Origin of the sequence: Streptomyces viridochromogenes DSM 40736, from assembly GCF_000158955.1 — a bacterium.
GTDB lineage: Bacteria > Actinomycetota > Actinomycetes > Streptomycetales > Streptomycetaceae > Streptomyces > Streptomyces venetus.
Genome location: NZ_GG657757.1, coordinates 3,250,512 through 3,261,857 on the forward strand (window position 1 = coordinate 3,250,512; position 11,346 = coordinate 3,261,857).

Sequence of the window (11,346 nt, forward strand, 5' to 3'; positions counted from 1 at the left end):
GGGAGGCGAACCACGCGGTGCTGGCGCATCTGGCGGAGCACCGGGTGGTGTGGCGGCCCTGATACGGCCGGCTCCGGGGACGCTCCGCATCTGGCCGAACATCGACTGGTGTGGCGTCCGTAACCCGCTCGTGGGCGAACGCCGGGTGGTGGGAGAGACGTACCACTACCGCGATGCCCACTTGCGCGCCCGCGAGACAATGGACGGTGGCCCACTCCACCGGGAGGGTCAGCGCGACGTACGAGGAGGAGAAGACATGGCGGAGCCCACGCCGCGTCGGAACGAACCGCGGCTACGCCCCGCGCCCCTGCTCTTCGAGCCCGCGGAGGCGGCCTCCGACCCCGAGCACTTCTTCGACCTCGAGTCGATCGACGACCCCCGCGCGCTGCTGGCCCGCGCGACGGAGCTGACGCTGGCGTTCCGGGCCGCGGCGGACCGGGCGGTGGAGTACCAGGCGGTGGCGGCGGCGCAGCTGGCCGATCCACGGCGGTTCGACCGGCTGACGGCGGCGGACATCGCCGAGCGGGCCGAGTGGACCGAGGACTATGCCAAGAAGATGGTCGAGTTCGGTCGGGACCTGTTGCGCGGCGGCGGCGAGGGCCCGGGGCCCGTCGACCCGGTGTGAGACCTGGCCGCTGCGGCCCCTTACGGATCTACGTGGCATATGCCAGGCGGGCAAGATACTCCCTCGCACCCCCTCCTGTCCCGATTTCCCGCAACCCTCGGGGACCGCGTGCTCACCCCCGGTAGACATGGGCACATGAGCAGCGCATGGAACGCCTCACACGTCACCCCCGACGGAGCCGCCTGGCTCGCTTCGGCAGGAACGTATCCCCGGAGCACGCTCGCCCTCTGGGAGGAGCGGCCGGACGCCCCGGTCGTACTGCCCTGCGGCTCGGTGTTCGACGTGGTCAGCGCGCCCGCGATGTTCGGGCGGCGGATGCTCGACCGGCTGTGGGACGACGGCCCCGGCTCGGGCCCGGTCGCGGAGTTCCGGGGCCGGATGCTGCTGTTCGCCGCCCCGGGCACCGCCCAGCGACTGCCGGCGCTGCTGGAGTGGGAGGAGTGGGGCACCCAGGGCAGGGACGTCCGGGAGACCGGCCGTGCGATCACGGTGCCGCCCCTGCTGTGCCACGGCACGGGCGACGCGGTGACCGTCCCGCCCCCGGCAAAGACGGCCTCCCCCACCCGCTGGCTCGTCGCCCCCGACACCCGTCAGCCCTGGCTCCCCGGCCCCGAGGTGCTGCTCTGGGCAGCCGTCCGGGCGGCCCGTTCGGCGGTGCGGATATCGATTTTTCCTCCCGCCGACCAGGGTGCTAAGGTCTACGATGTCAGCAGGCGCCGCTAGCTCAGTTGGTTAGAGCAGCTGACTCTTAATCAGCGGGTCCGGGGTTCGAGTCCCTGGCGGCGCACAGACAGCAAAGGCCTCTCGCGTGAGCGAGGGGCCTTTCGCATGCCCTCGGCTCGCACCCTCTCGGCGCCGGACCCGCGGCCCCTCACCGCCCGACCGTGATCTTCACCGTCCAGGCCCCCGAGGCCGTTCGCCCCTCCACCTCCACCCGCACCCCGTCCCCCGGCACCGTGAAGCTCTCCCCGGCACTGATCGGCGCGTCCGCGAGGGGCGGGTAGACCGAGGTCTCCCAGCATGCCTCGGTGCGGGGATGGGCGTCGATCACCTCGATGGGCCCGCCGCCGGACTGGGCCTCACCCCGCACCCGGTACACCAGCACCCCCTGCCGGCACGCGTTCGCGTCGTTGCCCACCGGCCCGCGCGCCTCGAAGGCGAGCACGCTGTCGCGGCCCGTGCGCACCACCGCGAGCTTGGTGCCCCGCCCCAGCCCGAAGGCCGGCGCCCCCGCGGCGCCCGCCACGGCCACCCCGGGCCCCGCCGCCAGCGGCTCCAGAGTCAGCCGGGCGGGCCCGGCGTCCTGCACGCACCGCACCTGCCGCTGGTCCAGCCAGCCCAGCTTCCACTTGTGCCAGCCGAACAGATCCGGCGCCAGTCCGAACTGGCTGCCCATCAGGTCCCAGTCGCCGACGTGCGTGTCCCAGTCCCCCTTGCCGTCCACCGGACGGTGGTAGAGATCGGGCAGGTCGAAGACGTGTCCGGTCTCGTGGGCGAGGACCAGCCGGTCCGGCGGATGCCGCTCGAACACCGTCACAACCCGGTGCAGATCGGCCCCGTCGGCCCGCAGCGGGGCGGTGAGGTTCACCACCTTGGTCGCGTCGGAGTCCACGCCGGGTGCGTCCGGGTCGGCGACGAAGTACACGACGTCGTAGCGCGAGAAGTCGACCTGCGGGTCGGCCGCGGTCAGCGCGTCCCGCAGGTACGCGGCCCGGTGCGTGGCGCTCCAGTCGCGCTGTATGTCGTACGCCGTGGACGGCTTCGGCATCTGGACCCAGTTCCGCAACGGGTGCGGCCGCAGGGTGAAGCGGCCGTAGGAGGCGCGTTCGAAGAAGCGGGTGGTGGCCGGGAAGTGGTCGGCGGCCAGCTCCTGCGGTGTGGTCAGCGGGTGGGCGTCCGGGAAGGACAGGAAGACCAGCACCGCGTCGAGAGCCCGGGCGGGGCGCGGATAGGCGGCGTTCCAGGTGTCCAGGCCCTCCGAGTGGTGGGCGTCGGTGCGGGCCAGGGCGCAGGGTTCGGCCGAGCCGGGGTCGGCGGCCGAGTGCCCGGTGCCGAGGGAGGTCGCGGCGAGGGCCGACATGGTGGTGAACACGGCCGCGGTGCTGCGCAGTCGGGCGCGCGAGAACTGACGCGGCACGGAACACCTCCGGGTACGGTTCGCGGGACACCGCACCCAGCCTGTGGCGATTTGTCGTACCGCGCCCTGTTTGCCTGCACCAGTCGGGTGAAGGAGCCGAAAGTTTGCGGAAGCCGACACCCCGGAATCACTCACAGAACGTCACAACTGGTCGGGGGCCTGAAGAAGCCGTCCAGGGGTGAGCAGAAACGATCTGGCAGAAGTGCGGGTTGACCGGGGACACTGGACACCGGCTGGAAGGCCCTGGGGCCAGCCTCTATGATCGGCACACTTTCCTGACCTTTCCTGCACGGACAGAGATCGAATACATGCGGGAGCGAGCGGTGAGCGGAACCTTCGAAGGGCCGGCGCCCGCGGCAGACCTCGACCGGCCGGTCGTCACAGAGAGTGAGATCGACACGTCCCCCCGTACCGAGCCTCCGTCGCGGCCGCCGTACCGCTCCGTCTTCACGGCCGCTCCGCTCGCCATGGCCGTCGTCGACCGCGAGGGGACGGTCGTCAGCGCCAACGACGCGCTCGCCACGCTGCTCGGCACCTCCCCCGACGAGCTCGACGGGTCCGTCGCCGCCGACCTGGTCGACCTCACCTCCGACACCCGCACCTGGCACGCCTACGGCGAGGTGCTGCGCGGCCGGCAGTCCCGGCTGCGCTGCACGCGCCGCCTCAAGCACCCCGACGGGCACTCGCTGTGGGTGCAGGTGACGGTCGCGCCGCTGCCCGCCGAGGACCGGGGCGTGCTGCTGTCGGTCGCCGACATCAGCGGCCGCCGCGAACTCCAGGCCCGGCTGCGGCACTTGCAGATGCACGATCCGGTGACCCGGCTGCCCAACCGCACGCTGTTCTTCGAACGGCTCTCGGCCGCGCTGGAGGCCGAGTCCTACGAGCAGAGCGGCACCGGCCGGATCGGGCTGTGCTATCTGGACCTGGACGGCTTCAAGGCCATCAACGACACCCTCGGCCACCGGGTGGGCGACCGGCTGCTGGCCGCCGTCGCCGAGCGCCTCACGCGCTGCGCGGACGCGTCCGGTCAGTCACGCACCACCGCCCCGCTGGTGGCCCGGCTCGGCGGGGACGAGTTCGCGCTGCTCGTCGAGGACTCCACCGGCACCGAACAGCTGGCCGAGCTCGCCGAGTCGGTGCTGGAGGCGATCCAGGACCCGTTCGACATCTCCGGCCAGCGGCTGTCGGTCTCGGCGTCGATCGGCGTGGTGGAGCGGCACGCGGCGGGCACCACTGCGACCGCGCTGGTGCAGGACGCCGACACGACCCTCTACTGGGCGAAGGCCGACGGCAAATCCCGCTGGACGCTGTTCGACCCGGAGCGCAACGCCCACCGCATGACCCGCCAGGCCCTCGCCTCCACGCTCCGGCCCGCCATCGACCGGGGTGAGTTCCAGCTCGAGTACCAGCCGCTGGTCGGCATGGAGGACGACCGGCTGCACGGGGTGGAGGCGCTCATCCGCTGGAACCATCCCCAGTTCGGCGTACTGACGCCGAATCGGTTCATCGGGCTGGCCGAAGAGGACGGTTCCATCGTTCCGCTGGGCCGCTGGGTGCTGCGCACGGCCTGCCGGCAGGCCCGCCGCTGGCAGATCGACCACCCGGACGATCCGCCGATCTTCGTCAGCGTCAACGTGGCGGTCCGGCAGGTGTGGGACTCCGACCTGGTGGCGGACGTGGCCGAGACGCTCGCGGAGACCGGCCTGGCGCCGGGCCTGCTCCAGCTGGAGCTCACCGAGTCGGCGGTGATGGGCTCGGCGGGCCGCCCGCTGCAGGCCCTGAAGGCACTGAGCGACATGGGTGTACGCATCGCCATCGACGACTTCGGCACGGGCTACTCGAACCTGGCGTACCTGAGCCGCCTGCCGGTGTCGGTCCTGAAGCTGGACGGCTCCTTCGTGCGGGGCTTCCAGTACGACGACCGGGACACGGCCGCACGCCCGAACCCGGCCGACGAGGTGGTGGTCGAGGCGATGATCCAGCTCGCCCACCGGCTCGGGCTGACCGTCACGGCCGAATGCGTGGAGACCTCGGCCCAGGCGACCCGGCTGCGGAGCATCGGCTGCGACACCGGACAGGGCTGGCTCTACTCCCGTCCGGTGCCGCCGGACCGTATCTCCGAGCTGCTGGGCGCGCCGGACGTTCAGACCGAGGCGGGCGTCGGCAACCCGTAGGCGTCGGCGATCAGTTCGTAGGAGCGCAGGCGTATGTCGCCGCCGTGCGCGTTGGCTGTGATCATCAGCTCGTCGGCGCCGGTGCGCCCCGCGAGGTCGTCCAGGCCGGAGCGGACCTCGTCCGGGGTGCCGTGGATGACGTTGGCGTTCCAGGAGTCGACGAAGTCGCGCTCCACGGGGCTGAACTCGTAGGCCTCCGCCTCCTCCGGGCTGGGCACGAGGCCGGGGCGTCCGGTGCGCAGCCGGACCATGCTGAGGGCGGCGGCCAGCACCTGGCGGCGGGCCTCCTTCTCCTCGTCGGCGGCGAGCGCGGAGACACCGATGAGGGCGTACGGCTCGTCGAGCACGGCGGACGGCTGGAAGGACTCCCGGTACAGGTCCAGGGCCGGGACGGTGTTCTGCGCCGAGAAGTGGTGGGCGAAGGCGAACGGCAGGCCCAGGACACCGGCCAGCCGGGCGCTGAAGCCGGAGGAGCCGAGCAGCCAGAGGGGCGGGCGGTGCGGGGACTGCACGCCGCCGGGGCTGGTCGCCTGGACCGGGCCCGGTACGGCGTGGATACGGCGGTAGGGGTGCCCGTCGGGGAAGTCGTCGTCGAGGAACCGGGTCAGCTCGGCGAGTTGCTGCGGAAAGTCGTCGGCGCCCTCGTTCAGCCGGTCGGTGCGGCGCAGGGCGGCGGCCGTGGCGCCGTCCGTGCCCGGCGCGCGGCCGAGGCCGAGGTCGACCCGGCCCGGTGCCATGGCCTCCAGCGTCCCGAACTGCTCGGCGATCACGAGCGGGGCGTGGTTGGGCAGCATCACTCCGCCCGAGCCGAGGCGGATGCGGTCGGTGTGGGCGGCGAGGTGGGCCAGGATCACGGCGGGGGACGAGGAGGCCACGCCGGGCATGGAGTGGTGCTCGGCGACCCAGTAGCGGTGGAAGCCGCGGGCCTCGGCGAGGCGGGCCAGGTCGACGCTGGTGCGCAGCGCGTCGGAGGCGGTGCGGCCGGCCCCTACGGTGACCAGGTCCAGTACGGAGAGGGGGACGGGGGCGCTGCCCTGCGCTGCGCCGCGTATCTCGTCTGCCGCCACGGTGGGGTGCCTCCTGCTGTGGGCCGTGTGCTGTCGTCCCGGCCATAACAGGGGACTGTCTCCGGTTATTCCCGGGCGGGGTCGGTCAGGCGGCCTGCCCCCAGTCGCTCCGCACTCCACCTCGGGGAGGGCGCCTGGCGGCCTTCTCGCGGAGCCGGAGGACACCCCACGCGAGGCCGGCCGCGCAGAAGAGCCACCACGGCAGGGACCACACCGCACTCCACCAGCGGGCGTGCGGATGGGCGACGGCGCGCACGGCGGCGGTGGCCATGGCGGCGGCCAGGCTCCAGCACAGCAGGCGCCCGGCGAGCTGGACAGCGCTTACATGGGATCTGAACGGGCCCGTTTCGGCCATCGGGGATCGTCCTTCACGGCGCGAGTGGCTGCGGACGTGGCCAGTGTGCACGGGGTGGCCGCCGGAGGGGGAACGCGCTTTCGGTCAACTCAAGCGCCGGACGTGTCAGTGGAGTTGAGCATTCCTCAGCTCCTGGCCGACGTTTCGCACACCTATGCCCGCATCTGCACCACTGAAGAGGTGGGACCGATTCCGGCCCGTGTGAACCGCGTCGCCACCGCTGCGGCAAGAGGAGAGGAAAGTGAGCAAGGCGCCCCAGCACTCCAGCGCTCCGGATCGCGGTCATGGGCCCGGCCCCCTCGCCCCCGGCAGCCGACGGGGCGGCTGGGCGACGAGGACCGGGCCCCCGGCCTCACACCTGGACGATCGGCTCCCTCGTGAACAGGGCGCCCAGTTCCGGCGCGTTCACGCGGCGGTCCGCCAGGCGCAGGCCCTCCCAGACCGTGACCTGGTTGGCGGTGAGGATCGGCTTGCCGATCGCCTTCTCCAGGGCAGGGATGTGGGCCGCCGTGTGCAGGGCCGTGTCGGGCAGGAGGAGGGCCTCGGCGTCGGGGTGGTCGGAGTTCTGGGCCAGCGCGAGGAGTTCCGTCTCGCCCCACGTGCCGACCTCGGCGGCCGTGATGATGCCGGAGCTGTTGACGGACACGGCCTCCACGCCGTCCGCGCGCAGGAACTCCGCGAAGAGCTGGGCCACGTCCTCCGGGTACGTCGCGCCGATCGCGACCCGCCGCGCCCCCAGCTCCCGTACCGCGTGCACGAAAGCGAACGACGTCGAGGACGCCGGCATGCCGGCCGTCTGGGCCAGGGCGCGGACCTGCTCCTGCGCGCCGTCCCAGCCGTAGACGAAGCTGCCGCTGGTGCAGGCCCACACCACGGCCTCCGCACCGGCGTGCCGCAGTTCCTGGACACCCGCCGCCAGCCGCCCGGCGGAGCCCATCTCGAGCAGCGCGTCCACCCGGTGCGCGTCCTCACCGATGTCCGTGTGCACCAGGTCCACCCGGATGTCGCTGCCCAGCAACTGCTCTATGCGCGGATAGTCGTCCTCGGCGGAGTGTCCCGGGTAGAGAAATCCCAGTGCTGTCATGTCCAGCCTTCCTGCTGCTGCTCTTCTTCCGGCACCACGGGGCCGGGGTCCGCCCCCGGCGGTACGAGACCGGACCGCGCCTCCGGATTGATCAGCGCTTGATACGGTCCCACCGCACGGGTACCCAGTCGGCGCAGCGCCGCCCACATCGTCACTTGGTTGGCCGAGATCACCGGGATGCGCAGCTCCGCCTCCAGCTGCGGGATGACGTCGTAGGTGGGCAGGTTGGTGCAGCTGATGAACAGGGCGTCGGCGTCGTCGCGCACGGCCTGGCGCGCCATGTCCACCACCTCCCGGTAGGGGACTTTCCAGATGTGCCGGGTCAGGCCCATGAAGGCGCGGCCGGAGATCGTGACGCCCGCCTGGGCGACGTACGCCTCCAGCGACTGTGTCACCGACACCGTGTACGGCGTGACGAGCGCCACACGCCGGACGTCCAGCTCCACCAGGGCCTCCAGCAGCGCGCCCGAGGTGGTGATCGCCGGTACGGCTCCGGCCCGGCTCATCGCGTCGCACATCGCGCGCTCGCCCATGACCCCGCCGACGAAACTGCCGGACGTACAGGCGTAGGCGACGACCTCGGGTGCGATCGCGTTGAGCGTGCACACCGCCTCGCCGAGCGTCTCGTGCTCACTGACCAGGCGTGCCAGGTCGAGACTGACCTCGACCGGCACGAAGGGCGTTCGTGTCATGTGCAGGGATATCTCGTCCGGCACCCACCGCCAGAGCTCGCGGTCGAGTGCGAAGTCGAAGGGCGCGACAACGCCGACCCCTCGCTGCGGGCTGGGCCCGCCGAGAAATGAGACGTCCATGCTTGGCACCGGCCTCACTCTGGGCAACTGGTGTGTAACGGTTCGTGGAAACGCCCGTGTTGACGACGGTAGGTTCGGGTGCGAGCGTGGTCAATCCGCCCGGATCACCTCCTGGTCAACACCTGGTTAACTCGTCGTCCCCGGCCGGCACCCCCGAGGCCCGGCCGCCCCGCCGTACGGCTGGAGAAACGGCTGCTCATGCCCACCCCCACCCTGCTCGTCCTGGACGCCGAACCCCTGCCCCGCCTCGGCCGCCTCACCGGCCGCGCCCATGTCGAACACACCGACGCGAAGGGCCTCGCCGAGCGCCTCCCGCGCGCGGATGTCCTGCTGGTGTGGGACTTCACCTCGCACGCCGTGCGCGACGCGTGGCCGGGCGAGGGCCCGCGGCCACGCTGGGTGCACACGGCGAGCGCCGGTGTGGATCATCTGATGTGTCCGGAACTCGCCGCGTCCGACACGGTGGTGACGAACGCGCGCGGCATCTTCGACCAGCCGATCGCCGAGTACGTGGCCGCGCTCGTGCTGGCGATGGCCAAGGACCTGCCGCGCACACTGGAGTTGCAGCGGGAGCGGACCTGGCGGCACCGGGAGTCGCAGAAGGTCGCCGGTGGCCGGGCGGTCGTGGTCGGCTCGGGGCCTATCGGCCGGGCGATCGCGGGCACCCTGGGGGCGCTCGGCATCACGACGGCGCTCGTCGGCCGCACCCCGCGCGCCGGCGTGCACGGCCCGGAGGACCTGGACCGGCTGCTGACGCGGGCCGACTGGGTGATCGCGGCGGCGCCGCTCACGGAGCAGACGCGGGGCATGTTCGACGCCCGCCGCTTCGGCCTGATGCAGCCGTCCGCCCGGTTCGTCAACATCGGCCGCGGCCAGCTGGTCGTCGAGGACGCGCTGGCCGAGGCCCTGGCCAAGCAGTGGATCGCGGGCGCCGCCCTGGACGTCTTCGAGTCCGAGCCCCTGCCCCCGGGCAGCCCGTTGTGGCAGGTCCCGGGTCTGATCGTGTCCCCGCACATGAGCGGCGACATCGTCGGCTGGCGGGACGAACTGGGTACTCAGTTCGTGGAGCTGTACGAGCTGTGGGCGGCCGGGGAGCCCCTGAAGAACGTGGTCGACAAGCAGCGTGGGTACGTACCCGGACACTGACGTTCCTTGGAGGGTGGATGACCGAGCTCACCGACCTGACCGCCGTACGGCTCCTCGAGGGCTACCGCAAGGGCGAGTGGAGTCCCGTGGAGGCGACCCGTGCGGCGCTGGAGCGGGCCGAGGCGATCCAGCCGGAGGTGAACGCCTTCGTCCGGCTCACCGCCGAGGACGCGCTGGCCCGGGCCCGGGAGTCGGAGGAGCGATGGCGGCGCGGTGAGCCGTGCGGGCTGCTGGACGGCGTGCCCGTCACGGTGAAGGACATCCTGCTGTTGCGCGGCGCGCCCACCCTGCGTGGCTCGAAGGCGGTGAACCCGGCGGGTCGCTGGGACGAGGACGCGCCCTCGGTGGCCCGACTGCGCGAGCACGGGGCCGTCTTCATCGGCAAGACGACGACCCCCGAGTACGGCTGGAAGGGCGTGACGGACTCGCCGCTCAGCGGCGTGACCCGCAACCCGTACGACCGGGCGCGCACCGCGGGCGGTTCCAGCGGCGGCAGCGCGGCGGCCGTGGCGCTCGGCGCGGGCCCGCTGTCGCTGGGCACGGACGGCGGCGGCAGCGTGCGCATCCCGGCGTCGTTCTGCGGGATCTTCGCGCTGAAGCCGACGTACGGCCGGGTGCCGCTCTACCCGGCGAGCGCCTTCGGCACGCTGGCGCACGTCGGGCCGATGACCCGGGACGCGGCGGACGCGGCGCTGCTGATGGATGTGATCGGCCATCCGGACTCGCGTGACTGGTCGGCGCTCGCCCCGCCGCCCGGCGCGTACACGGACGGCCTGACCGGCGGGGTGCACGGGCTGCGGGTGGCGTATTCGCCGTCGCTGGGCGGGCAGGTGGCGGTGCGTCCGGAGGTCGCGAGGGCGGTGCGGCGGGCGGTGGAGCGGCTGGCGGACCTCGGCGCGTACGTCACGGAGGCCGACCCGGACTTCACCGACCCGGTGGAGGCCTTCCACACCCTGTGGTTCAGCGGGGCGGCGCGGGTGACCCAGCATCTGGGTCCGCAGCAGCGTGCGTTGCTGGACCCGGGCCTGCGGGAGATCTGCGAGCAGGGCGCCCGCTACTCGGCGCTGGACTATCTGGCCGCGGTGGACGTGCGGATGGACCACGGCCGGCGGATGGGCCGCTTCCACGACACCTACGACCTGCTCGTCACCCCGACCATGCCGATCACGGCGTTCGAGGCGGGCGCCGAGGTACCGAAGGGATCCGGTCACCGGCGGTGGACCGGCTGGACCCCGTTCACCTACCCCTTCAACATGACCCAGCAGCCCGCGGCGAGCGTGCCGGTGGGCTTCGACGGGGGCGGTCTGCCGATCGGTCTCCAGCTCGTGGCCGCCCGGCACCGGGACGATCTGGTGCTGCGGGCGGCGCACGCGCTGTACGAGGCCGGAGTGGCGTCCGGCGCCGGGCCTACGCCCGCTTGAAGCTGAGCGTCTCCCCCGCCGCTCCCGACCGCCACAGGTCGTTGCACGCCTCGGCCATGGCATCCAGGCCGTCGACGACCTGGCCCCAGACGATGCCGGGGATCCAGCCGACATCGCCGTTCAGCAGCAGGTTGTTGCGCTCGTAGAACAGGGCCAGGTCGACGAGCGTGGTCCCGGCGTGGACCTCGCGGTCGTAGCCGTAGGACTTCGTCCCCAACTCCGTCCCCGCGAAGGCGAAATAACACAGATCGCCCGGAATGGGAGTTACGGTCGGATTTTCCAAGGGCGGCTCTTTTTCGGCGAAGGGCGGGAAAAGTGCGTAGATCTCATTACGTGCGTACTTCGCGTGGTAGACGTCACTGGACAGCGGAAGGGCGTCCCAGACGGTCGCGCAGGTGATCGGGGCACGGTCGTCCAGCAGTCTTGCCGTGCAGGTCACGTCGCGCTTGACCAGGGAGACCTCGATGAAGCGATCAGCCATGCCTCCATGGGAGTGCCCGACGCCCCTGCGGTCAAGGGCGCACG

At 72.1% G+C, this 11,346-nt stretch carries 11 protein-coding genes and 1 tRNA gene; 6 read left to right on the forward strand and 6 right to left on the reverse strand.

What is annotated here, in order from left to right:
• The first annotated feature begins 256 nt into the window (after positions 1 to 256).
• The 3 genes from SSQG_RS14195 (at position 257) to SSQG_RS14200 (ending at position 1,412) form a co-directional block, all read left to right on the forward strand.
• On the forward strand, positions 257 to 625 hold the full coding sequence (locus SSQG_RS14195) for a hypothetical protein (protein WP_003990464.1): 369 nt from the start codon (positions 257 to 259) through the stop codon (positions 623 to 625).
• A gap of 135 nt (positions 626 to 760) precedes the next feature.
• Positions 761 to 1,348: a bifunctional DNA primase/polymerase gene (locus SSQG_RS38510; protein ID WP_063749161.1), complete on the forward strand. Its 588-nt coding sequence runs from the start codon at positions 761 to 763 to the stop codon at positions 1,346 to 1,348.
• Positions 1,339 to 1,412: transfer RNA gene (locus SSQG_RS14200), tRNA-Lys, on the forward strand. Before SSQG_RS38510 ends, SSQG_RS14200 begins: the two co-directional genes overlap by 10 nt.
• Positions 1,413 to 1,496: 84 nt before the next feature.
• Here SSQG_RS14200 and SSQG_RS14205 read toward each other — a convergent pair.
• On the reverse strand, positions 1,497 to 2,762 hold the full coding sequence (locus SSQG_RS14205) for a M6 family metalloprotease domain-containing protein (RefSeq protein ID WP_003990466.1): 1,266 nt from the start codon (positions 2,760 to 2,762) through the stop codon (positions 1,497 to 1,499).
• A 308-nt stretch (positions 2,763 to 3,070) separates the two neighbouring features.
• Between SSQG_RS14205 and SSQG_RS14210 the strand changes: the two genes are divergently transcribed.
• Positions 3,071 to 4,936 (forward strand): putative bifunctional diguanylate cyclase/phosphodiesterase, encoded by a 1,866-nt coding sequence (locus tag SSQG_RS14210; RefSeq protein ID WP_039932680.1) that lies wholly within the window; start codon positions 3,071 to 3,073, stop codon positions 4,934 to 4,936.
• Here the strand turns inward: SSQG_RS14210 and SSQG_RS14215 are convergent.
• From SSQG_RS14215 to SSQG_RS14230, 4 genes are all read right to left on the reverse strand, one after another.
• Positions 4,906 to 6,003, reverse strand: a complete 1,098-nt coding sequence (locus SSQG_RS14215; RefSeq protein ID WP_003990468.1) for an LLM class flavin-dependent oxidoreductase — start codon at positions 6,001 to 6,003, stop codon at positions 4,906 to 4,908. The genes SSQG_RS14210 and SSQG_RS14215 overlap by 31 nt on opposite strands.
• Before the next feature lie 85 nt (positions 6,004 to 6,088).
• The gene (locus tag SSQG_RS14220) at positions 6,089 to 6,358 is read right to left on the reverse strand and encodes a hypothetical protein (protein ID WP_003990469.1); all 270 of its coding nucleotides are present in this window, start codon (positions 6,356 to 6,358) and stop codon (positions 6,089 to 6,091) included.
• A 352-nt stretch (positions 6,359 to 6,710) separates the two neighbouring features.
• Positions 6,711 to 7,442, reverse strand: a complete 732-nt coding sequence (locus tag SSQG_RS14225) for a maleate cis-trans isomerase family protein (protein ID WP_003990470.1) — start codon at positions 7,440 to 7,442, stop codon at positions 6,711 to 6,713.
• Positions 7,439 to 8,254 (reverse strand): maleate cis-trans isomerase family protein, encoded by an 816-nt coding sequence (locus tag SSQG_RS14230; protein WP_039932682.1) that lies wholly within the window; start codon positions 8,252 to 8,254, stop codon positions 7,439 to 7,441. The genes SSQG_RS14225 and SSQG_RS14230 overlap by 4 nt, the downstream gene beginning before the upstream one ends.
• A gap of 198 nt (positions 8,255 to 8,452) precedes the next feature.
• Between SSQG_RS14230 and SSQG_RS14235 the strand changes: the two genes are divergently transcribed.
• Both SSQG_RS14235 and SSQG_RS14240 read left to right on the forward strand, forming a co-directional pair.
• Positions 8,453 to 9,400, forward strand: a complete 948-nt coding sequence (locus SSQG_RS14235) for a D-2-hydroxyacid dehydrogenase (protein WP_039932684.1) — start codon at positions 8,453 to 8,455, stop codon at positions 9,398 to 9,400.
• Between the two features lie 17 nt (positions 9,401 to 9,417).
• Positions 9,418 to 10,821, forward strand: a complete 1,404-nt coding sequence (locus tag SSQG_RS14240; RefSeq protein WP_003990473.1) for an amidase — start codon at positions 9,418 to 9,420, stop codon at positions 10,819 to 10,821.
• Here SSQG_RS14240 and SSQG_RS14245 read toward each other — a convergent pair.
• On the reverse strand, positions 10,808 to 11,302 hold the full coding sequence (locus tag SSQG_RS14245) for a DUF3830 family protein (protein ID WP_003990474.1): 495 nt from the start codon (positions 11,300 to 11,302) through the stop codon (positions 10,808 to 10,810). The two genes, SSQG_RS14240 and SSQG_RS14245, sit on opposite strands and share 14 nt — an antisense overlap.
• Positions 11,303 to 11,346 lie beyond the last annotated feature (44 nt).